The organism is Clostridium brassicae, from assembly GCF_026738875.1.
GTDB classification, from domain to species: domain Bacteria; phylum Bacillota; class Clostridia; order Clostridiales; family Clostridiaceae; genus Clostridium_H; species Clostridium_H brassicae.
Map to the genome: position 1 here is coordinate 90,982 of NZ_JAPQFJ010000008.1, position 15,475 is coordinate 106,456.

The following is a 15,475-nucleotide window of genomic DNA, read 5'->3' on the forward strand; positions in this document are numbered from 1 at the left end:
TAAAAAAATATATATAAATACAATTTGGGTAAACTGAAAAATTAATAAATCGCTAAAAAAGATGAGTAAACTATTAAAAAATGATACTTATTGAATGGTTTTTAATTAAATGATATAATACAATAAGTATTATCAGATTTTGAAAATATTATAAAATTAAAATATAAAAGTTAGCGAGGATGAATTTTAATGGGATTTTTTGAAAAGATATTTGGGACATATAGTGACAGAGAGCTAAAAAAAATAATTCCTATGGTAGATAAAATTGAATCATATGATGAAAAATTTAAGAATTTATCAGATGAGGAATTAAAAAATAAAACTTTTGAGTTTAAAGAATTAATTAAAGAAGGGAAGGCTTTAGATGACATACTTCCAGAGGCTTTTGCAGTTTGTAGAGAAGCTTCATGGAGAGTTCTTGGAATGAAACATTTTAGAGAGCAGTTAATGGGAGGTATAGTTCTTCACCAAGGAAGAATTGCAGAAATGAAGACTGGTGAAGGAAAGACTCTTGTTGCTACATTACCAGCATATTTAAATGCTTTAGAAGGAAATGGAGTTCATGTAGTTACTGTTAATGATTATCTTGCAAAGAGAGATAGAGATCAAATGTCAGAACTATATGGATTTTTGGGGTTAACTACAGGGGTTATAGTTCACGATTTAGATAATGATCAAAGACGTGAAGCATATAATTCTGATATAACTTATGGAACAAATAATGAGTTCGGGTTTGATTATTTAAGAGACAATATGGTTATATATAGAGAAGAGAGAGTTCAAAGAGATTTACATTTCTGTATAGTTGATGAGGTTGACTCTATTTTAATAGATGAAGCGAGGACACCTCTTATTATTTCAGGAGAAGGAGACAAATCAACTGATTTTTATAAGGTCGCAGATTTCTTTGCAAAATCTTTAAGTGAAGATGACTATACAGTAGATGAAAAAACTAATTCTGTTATATTAACAGATGTAGGTGTGCAGAAGGCAGAAAAGTTTTTCCATATAGAGAACTATGCTGATGCAGATAATATGCAAGTACAACACCATGTAGTTCAAGCTTTAAAGGCTAATTATACAATGAAAAGAGATAAGGACTATATGGTAAAGGATAATGAAGTTATAATAGTTGATGAATTTACAGGAAGACTTATGGAAGGTAGAAGATACAGTGATGGACTTCACCAAGCAATAGAAGCTAAAGAAGGAGTTGAGATTCAAAAAGAATCAAAAACTCTTGCAACTATTACATTCCAAAATTATTTTAGAATGTATACTAAACTTTCTGGTATGACAGGAACTGCTCAAACAGAGGAAAATGAATTTAGGGAAATATATGGGTTAGATGTAATAGTTCTTCCTACTCATAAACCTATAGCAAGGATAGATTCTTCAGATTTAATCTATAAATCTGAGAAGGCTAAGTTTAAAGCTATAGTTAATGAAATTGAAGAAACAAATAAAAAAGGTCAACCAGTGCTTGTAGGTACTGTAAGTATAGAAAAATCAGAACTTCTTTCAGATATGTTAAAGAGAAGAGGAGTTCCACACCAAGTACTTAATGCGAAATACCATGAAAAAGAAGCTGAAATTGTATCTGGTGCTGGAGAAAAAGGAAGAGTAACTATTGCTACAAATATGGCAGGTCGTGGTACAGATATTAAATTAGGAGAAGGAGTTTCAGATGTTGGTGGACTTAAAGTAATAGGTACAGAAAGACACGAATCAAGACGTATAGATAACCAGCTAAGAGGACGTTCAGGACGTCAAGGAGACCCAGGAAATTCTAGATTCTATGTTTCACTTGAAGATGATTTAATGAGAATTTTCGGTTCAGAGAGACTTCAAGGGATAGTAGAAAAATTAGGTTTAAGTGATGAAGATGCAATAGAAAGTAAGATGGTTACAGGCGCGATAGAAAATGCTCAAAGAAAGGTTGAAGGAAATAACTTTGACGTTCGTAAAACTGTATTAAAATATGACGATGTTATGAATCAACAAAGAGAAGTAATTTATAAGCAAAGAGCACAAGTTCTTGAAGGAGAGTCCTTACAAGAGTATGTTCAAGATATGATAGAAGATGTAATAGTATCAGCAGTAGATGCTCATATGACAGGATTAGAAGATGACTTAGAAAAAGATATACAAAAACTTATCGCTTATTTAGAAGAAATATATCTTCCAAAAGGATTAACTACTGTTGAAGAATTAAAACTTTTATCAGATGATGAAATAAAAGAAAAACTTGTAAAAATAGCTAAAGATATGTATGCTGAAAAAGAAGAACACTTTGGTTCAGAACAAATTAGAGAAATCGAAAGAGTTGTTCTTTTAAGAGTTGTTGATACTAAGTGGATGGCTCATATAGATGATATGGAGCATTTAAAACAGGGTATTGGACTTAGAGCGTATAGACAGCAAGATCCTACTCAAGCTTATCAATTTGAGGGTAGTGATATGTTTGATGCTATGATTGAAAATATAAAAATAGATACAATAAAATATCTATTCCATGTACAAATAGAGAGGGCTCCAGAAAGAGAAAGAGTAGTTAAAGAAACTTCAACAAATCAACCTGGAGATGTTTCTTTAAAGAAAGAACCAATAAGAAGAAAAGAAGAAAAAGTGGGAAGAAATGATCTTTGCCCATGCGGTAGCGGAAAGAAATATAAAAATTGTTGTGGAAAAGAACTTTAAGGAAATAGATTAAAAAATCCAGCTATGCTGGGTTTTTTAATTATTAAATTGCTATTTATACTAGTGAAGTTATCACTAGTAATGTTAAATTAAAATTGTTACTAAATGATGATAACTACTTAATAAGATTAAGAAAGGGTGATTTTATGATAATTCAGTTAGAGGAATTTAAAAGCAATATAGCTGCATTATGTGAAAATTTAGATGAAGTGAGGGTTTCACTTTGACATTTCAGGTATAGAAAAAAGATTATCAGAACTTGAAAATATGATGCAGGAAGTAGATTTTTGGGATAATGTTAATAAAGCCCAAGAAGTTACACAAGAAGCAAAAAATTTAAAGGATAAACTCGATAAATATTATAAAACAAAAAATAGTTTAGAAGATTTGGAAATATTAATAGATATGAGTATAGAAGAAGATGATATGACTTCTATAGAGGACATAAAAGTTGAAATAAAAGAGATAGAGAATACTATTGAGGAATTTAAAGTACAAATTCTGCTTTCAGGAGAATATGATAAAAACAATGCTATAGTTTCATTGCACTCTGGAGCAGGTGGAACAGATGCTCAAGATTGGACTCAGATGCTTTTAAGAATGTATACAAGATGGGCAGAGAAAAAAGGATACAAAGTAGAAACTTTAAATTTACTTCCCGGAGATGAAGCTGGAATTAAAAGTGTGGATTTAAAAATAATAGGAGAATATGCTTATGGATATCTAAAAGCAGAAAAGGGAATACATAGATTAGTAAGGATATCACCTTTCAATGCTAATGGAAAAAGGCAAACTTCCTTTGCAGCAATAGAAGTTCTTCCTGAACTTACAGAAAGCCAAGATATAGAAATAAAAGATGATGACTTAAAAATTGATACTTTCCGTGCAAGTGGAGCAGGAGGCCAACATGTAAATAAAACAGATTCTGCTATTAGAATAACACATATACCTACTGGTATAGTTGTTCAGTGCCAAAGTGAAAGAAGCCAATTTCAAAACAAAGATACTGCTATGCAAATGTTAAAATCAAAGCTTGCGGAACTTAAAGAAAGAGCACATAAAGAGAAAATAGAAGAATTAAGTGGAGAATTAAAAGATAATGGATGGGGAAGCCAAATAAGATCTTATGTGTTTCAGCCGTATACTATGGTAAAAGACCATAGAACAAATACAGAAATGGGAAATGTAGATTCTGTTATGGATGGAGATATAGATTTATTTATAATAGAATTCCTAAAATGGAATAAAGATAGTGACTATTAGTTAAATGTAAATTAAAAAAATCTAGTGGAAGTATGCATTTTCACTAGATTTTTTGTGAATTCATTTATTTAAAAGCTAAGTTTTGTTTTTAAAAAGTTAATAATGTCATCAATAATTTCAATGTTCTTTTCATCTTTTATAGAATTTAAATTTTTTTCAATTTCTATAATTTTAAATGGAAGAGCGGATAGATTAGATGCTATATTTTTAATTAGCTTAGAATCTATAGCATCAGAATATATTACAGCAGAATCTATTAAGCCATTATTTAATTTAAGATTTAAATCTATTTCACCCCAAGTAAATCTGTTTACAAAGTTTATATCAAATCTTGGTGTTTCACCATAAATCCATTCCCAAGAAGAATATTTTTTATATAGTTTTTCTAAAGGCAATATTTTTTCATTTACATATTCAACAGATGGATTACCTCCACCTCCATAAATTTCTATAAAAGATTTTATTAAGCTGATTTTCATACTATGAACTGAGATATCAGGGTTTAGAGTTTTTAAATTTATTACCCGTGAACTCACAGAATTAATGCCCTTGGAAGATATTTTTTCCTTGGATACTTTTAAATATTTAGTTAATTTGTCTATATTAGAATTTATAAGTATTGTTCCATGATGATAATATGAAAAATCATCTTCGTAAAAAGCATTTCCTGAAAATTTTTTATTGTTTGCAAGTATATCATTTCTTCCAGAAAATTCGGTTTCAATTCCTAAATATCTTACAGCATTTAGTACAACCTTTAGTTGAGTATTAAGGTTATGTAAATTTTTATCCATTATAAATGTGAAATTTAAGTTTCCTAAATCATGAAATACTGCTCCACCTCCAGATAATCTTCGGGCTATTTTACCATTATCTTTTTCAAAGGATTTACACTTACATTCTTTCCAAGGATTCTGATTTCTTCCCAGTACAATTGTATTGTCATTTTGCCATAAATATAAAATAAACTGATTTTTATTTACATTAGAAAAAAGGTGTTCTTCTAAAGATAAGTTATACCACGGATCATTAGATGAAGAACAAATTATTTTAGTGTCAAAAGTATTATTTGGCAAAATGTATTGCACCGCCTTCAACTTCTAATGAGGCTTCATGTATTGATTCAGATGTAGTAGGATGGGCAAATATTGTTTCAGCTATTTCTTTAGTGGTTAAGCCATTCTTTATTCCTAAAGTTACTGTAGCAAGTAAATCAGTAGCATGAGGACCGATTATAGTACTTCCAACTATTTTACCAGTAGACTTATCTTTTATGATTTTAACAAAACCTCTACTTTCGCCATAAGTAAGAGCTTTACCATTAGCTGAAAATGGGAATTTTCCAACTTCTATAGCTATTTTATTAGTTTCAGCAAATTTCTCTGAAATTCCTACTGAAGCTATTTCTGGGTCTGTAAATATAGCGCTTGGAACTGAAGTATAATCCATAGTTTTATCTATACCTAAAATATTATCTACTGCGGTAATTCCTTGATGAGAAGCAACATGAGCTAATTGAATAATATTAGTCACATCCCCAATAGCATATATATTTGGTATATTTGTTTGCATTTTATCATTAACTTTTATACCTTTATTATTTTCATTCATTTCTATATTTAATTTTTCTATATCTATACCTTCAAAAAAAGGTTTTCTTCCTACTGCAGATAAAATATTATCAGTAGCTATATATTTTTTTTCGTTATTTTTTGTAAAGGTAACTATGCATTGGCCACTTTCATCTTCTTCTATACATTCTACTTTAGAATCTGTGTATATTTTAATTCCTTTATCTTTTGCAATAGTTGTTATTTCTTCACATACATCATCATCTAAAGAAGCTAATATCTTATCTGCAAATTCAACAACAAAAACCTCAACACCAAAGTTTGCAAAAATAAATGCAAATTCCATTCCAATTACGCCACCGCCAATTACGACTAATTTTTTTGGAAGCGATTTTAAATCGAGAGCTTCTTTGCTTGTTAGTACATTTTTAGAATCTATACCCTTAATAGGAATAGTAGAAGTTTTTGAACCAGTAGCAATTATTATATTTTTAGTTTTTATTGTTGTGTGTGCTTTGTTTGATTTTACAAATACAGTATTATTATCTAAAATTTCTCCAGGCCCTTGAATTTTCTCAACATTATTTTTGTCTAGTAGGTAGTCTATACCACCTACTAATTGCTCTTTTATTTTATCTTTTCGACTAATTACTTTTTCCATATTTACAGAACAATTTTCAGCAAAAAGACCAAACTCTTCAGCCTCTTTTATGTTTTTATATACTTCAGATGAACGAACTAAAGCCTTTGTAGGTATGCATCCCCAGTTTAGGCATGTTCCACCAACAGCCTCTTTTTCTACTAGAACAGTTTTTGCACCTTTTTTAGCAGCGTGAATGGCAGCAACGTAACCTCCAGGACCTCCTCCGATTATAGTTATATCTGCTTCAATTTCTTTTTTTATAGGTTTCATTACAGTACTAAAATAATTGAATCCACCAGACGGTTTAGAAGTTCTAGTTTGTATTTTTTCTCCTTCTATTTTAAATAAAGTATCACCTATTTTTATATTTTGTCCTTCTTCTACTAGTACCTCTTCAATTTTACCATCTACATCAGATTTTACAGATGAATTACCTTTTTTTGATTCTATTTGTATTAGTATATCTCCAGGCTTTATTACATCTCCATTTTTAACATTAATTTTACCAACTTTACCACTTGTATTGTGCCCAGATAATTTTTCTAGTTTTAGTTCAAACATATTATTACCTCCTGTTTAAAGAAATAAAAGGCAGTATATTGTCTGCCTTTTACAAAATAGTATTTATAATTTATTTAAAATTGTACATTAGTAGCCTAAGATAATTGTTATTTAAAGTCCTTTTCAAATTCATCAATAGAATCTTTTAATAAAGTAACACTGTAAGCCATAGTAGGACCTCCGCCAAATGCTACAGCTACCATTGCAGCTTCAAGCATTTCTTCACGAGAAGCACCTGCTTCTAAAGCTTTATATGTATGGAACACTATGCAATATTCACAACGGTTATATACAGCAATTGCAACGCTAATTAATTCTTTAACTTTACTATCAAGTTTACCTGGTTCATAGGCTGAGCCTAATAAATTCATGAAAGCACCAACATGAGTCTCATTAGTACCACTTAATTCTTCTAAACCGCCAGTAAAAGCATTTAACATTTCTCTTGGATCTTTTTTTGCCATAATAAAACCTCCTTAAATTAATTGCTAAGCTAATAATTAGCATAGCAACTTTTATGTTATAATAATAACATAAAAGAAGTGACCTTTCAATAATTTTCTGAAAATTAAAAGTTTGATTTTGAGTTTTCGACTATTTTATTCATTACATTTTTAAAAACTAATAGATCTTCATCAGAGATATCTTTAATTATAAAATCACTAAAACGTTGCCCTATTTCCATTATTTCTTCTCTTCTTTTTAGACCTAATTCTGTTAAAGATAAGTTAGTTATTCTTCTGTCATTAGTATCTTTAGTTCTCAATACATAACCCTCATTTTCCATCCTATCAATTAGTCTAACCATTGTAGAAGTTTTTATGTTCATTTTTTCTGCAAGTTCACTTTGATTAATACATTCATATTTTCCTAGAAAATAAAGTGCAATCCATTGTACTCTAGTTATATTATAAGAACTTAATTTTTCATTAAAAGCATCAGCAATTTCTTTTGAAGCTTTGCTTGTTACAAAGCTAACACAATCATCTATTTCAAACATATATAACCTCCAAATAAATAGTAAAAATAAAGTATTAATTTTATGATAACACATTTTTTATTATTGTCTATGATTACATTTTCATATAAAGGTATGATAATATATAATTATAATATGTAATTTTATAGGAATATTTGTAGAAAACATTTTTATTTTAGCTTATATTTAAGAAAACTTTGATCTCATATAATTTTTTATTTACAACATAGCTAATACTTATGAAAAGTATACATAATAAGGGGGAGGATGAATAATGAAAAAATGGTATAAATATATTAAATTTGTTTTTTTAGCAGTAATAATCATTGGTTTGACTTGGATTTTAGCTGGTTTTTCAACTAAGCAAGATAAAGTAGTAGATAGATCTAATGTTACTAATGAATTTAAAAATATTTCTGAACTTGCAACATATAAAAATTCATATACAGATGTATTATTTATAAAAGATAGTAAAAAGATTAAGGAGTTCACAATACCATTTACAACAAATTCAATACTAATAAAGTATAGTGGGTATATAAAAGCAGGAGTAGATTTACAAAGTGCTCAAATAGACTTAGATGAGTCAGAAAAAAAAATTACTGTAAAGCTAAAAAAATCTAAAATACTAGATAATGTTATAGATACAAATAGTGTAACAGTTTTAGATGAAACTACCTCTATTTTTAGTAAGGTACAAACAAAAGAAATATTTGATGAGATTAATAACAATAAAGGACAAGTAGTAGATAAGTTAGTAAAAGAAGGATTTCTAGACAAAGCTAATGAAAACACTAAAATTTTATTAGAAGGACTTCTTAAAAATATGGGATTTGAAAAGATAAGTATTGAATTTGTTTAATTAGTTATAGAAAAAAAGTCTGACATAATCAATCAAGGCAGAGGAATTAAATTCCTCTGCCTTGATTTTTTTGATTTCGTTTTCTATCGTTATAAGTAAGCATTTTTCCTCCGTAGGAGCCCTAACGGGCTAAAAGATTTATTTCACTTGAAGCTAAGAAGAACTTTATAATTCTTAAGATTTAATTAGAAAGTCTTAAACAAATAATTCCTATGGTGTCTTATAATAGGTACTAGAATATTTATAATCATACTTCGCCCACAGAAACTATTGATAGAATAATTATTAATAGAACCTATGTTATTGTTTGGTAAAAAATATTCTTCGCATCTTTGACTCGCTATTTTTTTAAATCCACAACAGGAAAAAAAGGAGGAAATTTATGAATCTAAAGAAAAGAGAAAGTATAACAGCATATATTTTTGCACTGCCTTCTATAATAGGATTTCTTCTATTTTTCTGTATTCCTTTTATAATAAGCTTAGTTTATTGTTTCACACAGGGGATAGGAGATATAGAATATGTAGGATTTCAGAATTTTGTAGATTTATTTCAAAACGATGCATTTATATTAGCATTTAAAAACACATTAATCTTTAATGCAGTAAGTGTACCATTAGTTATGGTAATATCTTTAGGCATTACCCTTATTTTAAATAGTAAGATAAAAAAAGGGTCTTTTTTTAGGACAGTGCTTACATTTCCTTTAATAATACCATTAGCATCAGTAGTATTAGTATGGCAGATATTTTTTAGACAAACTGGTGTAGTTAATGGTGTGCTTTTAAAGTTTGGTATAATGGGTCCGGATTGGCTTAAAACAAAATGGTCTTTTTATATACTTCTTTTGTTATATGTATGGAAAAATTGTGGATACAACATGATAATATTTCTTGCAGGATTAAACAATGTACCAAAGGAATGCTATGAAGCAGCTTCTATAGATGGATGTGGAAAAATAAGTATGTTTTTTAAAATAACTTTACCCTTAATTTTGCCTACAATATTCTTTGTTTTTATAATTTCAATAATAAATTCATTAAGAGTATACAGAGAAGCTTATTTACTTTCAGGACAATATCCAGACCCAAGTATATATATGCTTCAGCATTTTATGAACAATAATTTTACTAATTTAAACTATCAAAGATTGTCTACAGCGTCAGTTATAGTATTCATTCTTGTGGCAGTTCTAGTTTACTCTTTATTTAAGCTTCAAAAGAAATATGAGGCATAGGAGGATTTTAGTTGTGGAAGAAAAAAATAAAGTATCAGTAGTAATTAAATATGCAGTTTTAACTATTTTTGCAGTAACTGCCATAATGCCTGTAGTATATATGGTATCAAGTTCTTTTATGGGTATAAGTGAAGTAAGCGATGCTATTGAAAATTATAAATTTCATATTATACCAGATTGCTTTACATTAATTCAGTATTATGACATTTTACTTAAAAAGCCTGATTTTTTAATCAAGTTTTGGAATTCTGTAATATTAGTTGTACCAATAGTTATTGGACAAATAGTGGTATCTATTTTAGGAGCATATGCTTTTGCAAAAATGAAATTTCCTTTTAAACAGTATATATTTTTTATGTTCATTTTATTAATGATAATGCCATATCAAGTAACTCTTGTACCAATCTATATAATAATGAAAAAATTAAATTTAGTAGGGTCATTTTCATCAGTAATATTACCAGGAATATTTTCAACTTTTGGAGTTTTCCTGATGACACAATTTTTAAAATCTATACCAGATGAACAATGTGAAGCAGCAAAAATAGATGGAGCAAACAATTTACAAATTCTGTTTAGAATTATCATTCCTCAGTGTAAGGGTGCTGTAGTTTCACTTGCTATATTATGTTTCGTTGATAATTGGAACATGATAGAACAGCCTTTGATTTTGCTTGGAGATAAAAAGCAGCCTCTTTCGACTTTTTTATCACAAATTAATTCTCAAGATATAGGCTTAGCTTTTGCTTGTGGAGTAATGTTTATGATTCCCGCTATATTTGTATTTCTTAAAGGAGAGAAAAGACTGCTTGAAGGTATACAGCACTTGGATGCAAAGTAGAATTATACTAGAATATTTAGCGTGTTAAGCAAGTTACTGAAAAATAGTAATTTTAAAATCCTTAAGTGAAAATTTTATGTGTAGAAGTGGAGAGATATATATGGAAAATCACATTAAAAAGGATAAAAAAAATAAAATTATAACAATACTTATTGTAGTCTTTATTAGTATTATGGTGTTTTGCACATATTTTTCAAAAACTATAAAAAATATGCTTCTTCCAGAAGTTAATACAGTTTACATTAAGCCAGGAACAATAGGTGAAGGTGTTGAATTTAAAGGTATAGTACAATATGAGAATACTCATAAGATTGTCTCAAAACCTAATTGGAGTATTAAAGAGATAAAAGTAAAAGTAAATCAAGATGTAAAAAAAGGGGATGTATTAGCATCAGTAGATAACGATGAAATTACTTTAAACGAAAAAATACAAAAAGTAAAAATAATGAAATTAGAAAATGAACTTAAAAATTTGAAAAATTCACCTAAACCAAGTAAAAGTAAAGAAGGAGATGAATCAAAAACTAGCTTAGGTAAAAAAGATAACCCCAAAAGCAATGATAATAGGATTAAAGAAGTTCAATTTGAGTTAGAAACCGAAAATATGCAGTACAAAGAAATTCGTAAAGGGCTAACTAAAGATGGAAATATTTTATCAGATATAGATGGAAAAATAGTAAGTATAGGGAGATTACTAGAAAATGATGATGTATCAGCTGCTGTAAGTGCAGGGGGAACTTCATTATTTGAAATTGCAAGCAGTAAAACTAATTTTTCAGTTAGATGGACAGTTGCATCTAAAGAAGGGGAAAAATATTCTATAGGAGACAAAATAAATGCTTTTGTACCTAGTGGAAAGAAAGACTCTAGTGGAAATATAAAAGAAAAAAAATTAAGTTCTAGTATAAACCAAAAAAAATACATTGACCAAAAAGAAGAATATGAATTTTCAGCAGATATCAAGGATAAGGTATATATAAACCAAGGAGACAAGGTTACAATAACTACAGCAGAAAGTACTAAAAGATATAATAATGTTATTCCTAAAAGCTGTTTAAATGAAGATCAGGGGAAATCCTATATATTTTTAGTAAAGCAAAGAGGTGGAGCGTTAGGGTCTGAATTCTATGTAGAAAAAGTTTTTGTTCAGTTAGTTGCTTATGATGATCAAAACTGCTCAATTAAGCCATATGCAGGTAATGATGCTATAAAAGATAGTTACGGAATTGTAAGTAATACATCAAAGCCTCTTACTGAAAATACAGAGGTTAAGCTTCAGTTAACGGGTAAGTAGAGGTGATATTGTGAATGTAAAAAAGCTTACAACAATCAGACTTATAGTAAGTAGTACTATTTTACTTATTATGATTATAATAAGTAATTATCTAAACTTAAAGGTAAGTGAAAATGTTTCTAATATAATAGAATATAAAAATAAAGTAAGTGATAATGGTATCACATTTGAGGAGCTTCAAAAGGCAAAAAAAAATAATAAAGATTTTAAATTAACGGGTTTAAAAGAAGTTACTGCAAATACGCAAAATATATATGGAGTTTTACCAGATAGAGAAATTAAAACTAAGATGGTACTTACAGATGAAAACCACTTTATTTTATATCCAAATGAAATTATAAGAGGCGGAAAAATTGACTATTTATCAGTAAAAAATGGGAGTAATATTGCTATAATAAGTGATGTTTTAGCAACTTCTTTTTTTAAAAATATAGATGTAATTGGAAATAATATTAATATTAATAATGAAAAGTATAAAATTGTTGGAGTATATAAAAAAAATAATTCGTTATTATACAGTGCATCACAAGATATATATGAAAGAGTATATGTACCATATACATCCTATAAAAGTATTACTAAAGATGGAAAAAATTATTTAGATATAATATCAACAAAGGAAACTAGTACTAATGGTGAAAAGAGCATTTATAATAAATTAACTAAGGTTGTAGGTGATAAATTAGGGATGTATTCTGTATATAATTATACAGTGTCAAAGAAAGTAATATATGAACAAATACGAATATTATATTTTATTATGGGTATAGTTGCTATTGTTTTCCTTGGTGTGATTATGATAAGACATATTAAAAAGATGATAGCATTTTTTAAAAAAAGTATGAAAGATAAATACTTAAAGGAGATAATAAAAGAGAAACCTGTGGAAGTTAAGGTTATTTTAGGAAGGATACTTTTTTGTTTAATTGCTGTGATTGTCATATTTAATTTAATAAAATTTAATATAGTTTTTGTAGATAAATATTTACCTAATGAAAATGTGTTTGATATTGAGTTTTATAGGAAAGCCATAATAAAAGATATTCAGATTGCAAATGCAAACGAATGTGGAGTAAGTAATGTGTATAATAGATATTTAAGTAATGTTAGCAGCATACAGTATCTACTTCTTTTTATGGAGGTAGTTACTTTTATAGTACTTCTTGTAAATATTAAGGCAAGAAAAATGTTAAGACATATTGAAAAGTGATTTTCAGTATGTCTTAATTTTTTTAATAAAACTTTATATTCCTTAAGGTTTTATTAAAAGCATCTTAAGCAATTTGTTTTAAAATTATATTAAAAGTTATAAATGAATAGATTAAGAAATTAAGGCAGTTTGCATAATAGTGTTATTTTACTTCGGATGCCTTATATAGAAATATGAAAGAAGGAAAGAATAATGGAATTGAAAAAGAATAAAATTATAATTATTGCAATAATTATAATAGCTTTAATTGGACTTGGCATATATCCAATGTTTAGTAAGAAAAGTTTAAGAACTGTTGAACTCGGAAGCAATTCAGGTACTTTAAAAATTTATACTATGCAGGTAAGTGGCGAAAGTTCTCCAATATTTCAAGGTACTATAAATGAATTTAAAAAAAAGTATCCTAAAATAAATATTAAAGAGATACCTATTAGTGTGGATGGCAATGCTTATGCTAAAAAATTATTATCAGATACTTTAGCAGGAGATGGACCTGATATAATATATTTTAATCCAGAAAATGTTAATATAAGAAAACTACAAAAATCAGGAATGCTCGCAGATTTAAAACCTTTTATTGAAAAAGATAAAGATCTTACAGGAGAAGATTATAATAAAAATGTAATGAATGCAGGATTATTTAATGGAAAGATTACATTCATACCATTGAGCTACTATGTTAATAGTTATATAACAACAAAAGAATTGTTAAAAAATAATAATATTTCATTGAAAGATAATATGTCACAGAAGGAATTTATGAAATCCATAGATGCATATATAAATTCTGTAAAAGGAGATACTAAAAAAACACTTTTTGCTTCGCCAGTTAGTATTACTAATTTTATAGCAAGTAGTGGAATTAAATTTGTTGATTATGAAAATAAAAAAATTTATTTTGATAAACCTGAATTTAGAGAAGTAATAGAAAACTATAAGAAAATTTATAACACATCTATAAAAAAAGAAGATAGACAAAGTTCTTCTGGTGAAGAGGGATATGCAGCAATCAAAGAAGGAAGTACACTTTTTTCAAATGATGAATTTATCGAATTGAGGGAAATGTTTCAGTCTGAATCTAGGATAAAAGGGGAGTCAAAGGAAACAGAAATTGTAGGCAATTTGCCGACATATACTGGAGGAGACAAGATTATTGCTGTAGCAAAGGAATGTATGGCAATAAATGCAAGTACAAAGAACAAATCTGCAGCATATGCTTTTATAAAAACTGCTCTATATTCTAAATTAGAAGTGAAGGATGCCGATATAGAGTATGTTCCAGTTAGTTATATCCCAACAAATAAAAAAGCTAGAGAAGATATAAAAAAACAATATATAGAAATGTTTGTGGGAAAAAAGGCTACATTCAGTAATAAAGGTAGTGAGATAGTTTTTGAAAAGCCAAGTGAAGGTATGGAAAGGTATTATAATAAAATAACAAAAAATATAGAAAAAACAGAAGTTACAGATAACACACTAGAAGATTTGATGATGGAATGTTTAAAGCCATATTTTCAAGATAAATCTTCTTATGAGAGTGCCATTAAAGTATTAGAGAATAAGGTAAAGCTATATATAAATGAGTAAACATATTATAAGTACCTTTTTATGTTTTACTTTAGTATTTTAGATAGAAGATAGCTTTGTTATTCATTTTTGTTTGTATAATATAGAATAATTTATAAAATTTAGGGAGAATAAAAAACTGGGGGTATCATAATGAAATCTAAAAGTGGTTTTAAAAAATCAATATTAGCAGTATTTCTGATTTGTCTTGCGGTGTTTATTGGATATAGTTCTCATAAAAAGGATATGCCAAAAGAATATGGAGATTTATATGGTTATGTCAAAGAGATAAGTGGAGAAACAATATCAGTTGATAAATTAATAGTAATTAAAAATGATAATGGGGATACAAGTAAACCAGCACAAAAAGTAGAGAAATTTAAGATTACTAAAGATACTGATATTATATTGAGAAATACTTATAATAGTGGCAATGAATCAAAGGACAGCAAAGGAACAATTAATAATATTAAAACTAAAGGAATAGTTATTGTATGGGGAGAAAGTAAAGAAGATGTTATTATTGCCAAAAAGGTAGTTGTGTTTAAGCATAATTAAAACTTTATAATTAGAAATACAATATATTTGTTATATAAAACCATAAGGAGATCTAACGAAACAATTTTTCTAAGGAGCAGAAAGGTTGTTTTATTAGATTTTACATTAAATTATTATAAAAATAAATAGCGGATATGTCCCTCTAAGCTTTAGTTAGAGTAAAAACGCCCTCTAAAGCCAAGAATTCTGT

At 28.0% G+C, this 15,475-nt stretch carries 13 protein-coding genes; 9 read left to right on the forward strand and 4 right to left on the reverse strand.

Annotated elements, in window-relative coordinates:
• The first annotated feature begins 189 nt into the window (after nt 1-189).
• Together secA and prfB are read left to right on the forward strand one after the other, a co-directional pair.
• The gene (secA, locus tag OW729_RS09320; protein ID WP_268061220.1) at nt 190-2,700 is read left to right on the forward strand and encodes a preprotein translocase subunit SecA; all 2,511 of its coding nucleotides are present in this window, start codon (nt 190-192) and stop codon (nt 2,698-2,700) included.
• 146 nt (nt 2,701-2,846) lie between these two features.
• Nucleotides 2,847-3,963 (forward strand): peptide chain release factor 2 gene (gene prfB, locus OW729_RS09325; protein WP_268061221.1). Its coding sequence is split into 2 segments (ribosomal slippage): nt 2,847-2,924 and nt 2,926-3,963, totalling 1,116 coding nucleotides; the frame shifts between segments, so codons are not numbered across the junction.
• Between the two features lie 68 nt (nt 3,964-4,031).
• Here prfB and OW729_RS09330 read toward each other — a convergent pair.
• The 4 genes from OW729_RS09330 to OW729_RS09345 all read right to left on the reverse strand — a co-directional run bounded on the left by OW729_RS09330 (nt 4,032) and on the right by OW729_RS09345 (nt 7,738).
• Complete coding sequence (locus OW729_RS09330) at nt 4,032-5,039, reverse strand: lipoate--protein ligase (RefSeq protein ID WP_268061222.1); 1,008 nt, start codon at nt 5,037-5,039, stop codon at nt 4,032-4,034.
• The gene (lpdA, locus tag OW729_RS09335) at nt 5,029-6,738 is read right to left on the reverse strand and encodes a dihydrolipoyl dehydrogenase (RefSeq protein WP_268061223.1); all 1,710 of its coding nucleotides are present in this window, start codon (nt 6,736-6,738) and stop codon (nt 5,029-5,031) included. The genes OW729_RS09330 and lpdA overlap by 11 nt, the downstream gene beginning before the upstream one ends.
• 107 nt (nt 6,739-6,845) lie before the next feature.
• Nucleotides 6,846-7,202 (reverse strand): carboxymuconolactone decarboxylase family protein, encoded by a 357-nt coding sequence (locus tag OW729_RS09340; protein WP_268061224.1) that lies wholly within the window; start codon nt 7,200-7,202, stop codon nt 6,846-6,848.
• A gap of 104 nt (nt 7,203-7,306) precedes the next feature.
• Nucleotides 7,307-7,738: a MarR family winged helix-turn-helix transcriptional regulator gene (locus OW729_RS09345; RefSeq protein ID WP_268061225.1), complete on the reverse strand. Its 432-nt coding sequence runs from the start codon at nt 7,736-7,738 to the stop codon at nt 7,307-7,309.
• A 253-nt stretch (nt 7,739-7,991) separates the two neighbouring features.
• Here OW729_RS09345 and OW729_RS09350 point away from each other — a divergent pair, with 253 nt between their 5' ends.
• The 7 genes from OW729_RS09350 (at nt 7,992) to OW729_RS09380 (ending at nt 15,285) form a co-directional block, all read left to right on the forward strand.
• Complete coding sequence (locus tag OW729_RS09350; RefSeq protein ID WP_268061226.1) at nt 7,992-8,579, forward strand: DUF4230 domain-containing protein; 588 nt, start codon at nt 7,992-7,994, stop codon at nt 8,577-8,579.
• 382 nt (nt 8,580-8,961) lie between these two features.
• Entirely contained in the window at nt 8,962-9,816 is an 855-nt protein-coding gene (locus tag OW729_RS09355; protein WP_268061227.1) for a carbohydrate ABC transporter permease, read from the forward strand.
• Nucleotides 9,817-9,829: 13 nt separating this feature from the next.
• Complete coding sequence (locus OW729_RS09360) at nt 9,830-10,657, forward strand: carbohydrate ABC transporter permease (RefSeq protein ID WP_268061228.1); 828 nt, start codon at nt 9,830-9,832, stop codon at nt 10,655-10,657.
• Nucleotides 10,658-10,757: 100 nt separating this feature from the next.
• The gene (locus OW729_RS09365; RefSeq protein ID WP_268061229.1) at nt 10,758-11,951 is read left to right on the forward strand and encodes an efflux RND transporter periplasmic adaptor subunit; all 1,194 of its coding nucleotides are present in this window, start codon (nt 10,758-10,760) and stop codon (nt 11,949-11,951) included.
• 10 nt (nt 11,952-11,961) lie between these two features.
• Nucleotides 11,962-13,161, forward strand: coding sequence for an ABC transporter permease (locus OW729_RS09370; protein WP_268061230.1), 1,200 nt, complete (start codon nt 11,962-11,964; stop codon nt 13,159-13,161).
• A 192-nt stretch (nt 13,162-13,353) separates the two neighbouring features.
• Nucleotides 13,354-14,748 (forward strand): ABC transporter substrate-binding protein, encoded by a 1,395-nt coding sequence (locus OW729_RS09375; RefSeq protein WP_268061231.1) that lies wholly within the window; start codon nt 13,354-13,356, stop codon nt 14,746-14,748.
• 132 nt (nt 14,749-14,880) lie between these two features.
• Nucleotides 14,881-15,285 (forward strand): hypothetical protein, encoded by a 405-nt coding sequence (locus OW729_RS09380; protein ID WP_268061232.1) that lies wholly within the window; start codon nt 14,881-14,883, stop codon nt 15,283-15,285.
• The last annotated feature ends 190 nt before the right edge of the window (nt 15,286-15,475 follow it).

Excerpts from the sequence above, each read along its gene's own strand:
- secA (WP_268061220.1), top strand. The coding sequence starts at position 190 with ATGGGATTTTTTGAAAAGATATTTGGGACATATAGTGACAGAGAGCTA.
- lpdA (WP_268061223.1), bottom strand. The coding sequence starts at position 6,738 with ATGTTTGAACTAAAACTAGAAAAATTATCTGGGCACAATACAAGTGGT.
- OW729_RS09340 (WP_268061224.1), bottom strand. The coding sequence starts at position 7,202 with ATGGCAAAAAAAGATCCAAGAGAAATGTTAAATGCTTTTACTGGCGGT.
- OW729_RS09345 (WP_268061225.1), bottom strand. The coding sequence starts at position 7,738 with ATGTTTGAAATAGATGATTGTGTTAGCTTTGTAACAAGCAAAGCTTCA.
- OW729_RS09350 (WP_268061226.1), top strand. The coding sequence starts at position 7,992 with ATGAAAAAATGGTATAAATATATTAAATTTGTTTTTTTAGCAGTAATA.
- OW729_RS09355 (WP_268061227.1), top strand. The coding sequence starts at position 8,962 with ATGAATCTAAAGAAAAGAGAAAGTATAACAGCATATATTTTTGCACTG.
- OW729_RS09365 (WP_268061229.1), top strand. The coding sequence starts at position 10,758 with ATGGAAAATCACATTAAAAAGGATAAAAAAAATAAAATTATAACAATA.
- OW729_RS09375 (WP_268061231.1), top strand. The coding sequence starts at position 13,354 with ATGGAATTGAAAAAGAATAAAATTATAATTATTGCAATAATTATAATA.
- OW729_RS09380 (WP_268061232.1), top strand. The coding sequence starts at position 14,881 with ATGAAATCTAAAAGTGGTTTTAAAAAATCAATATTAGCAGTATTTCTG.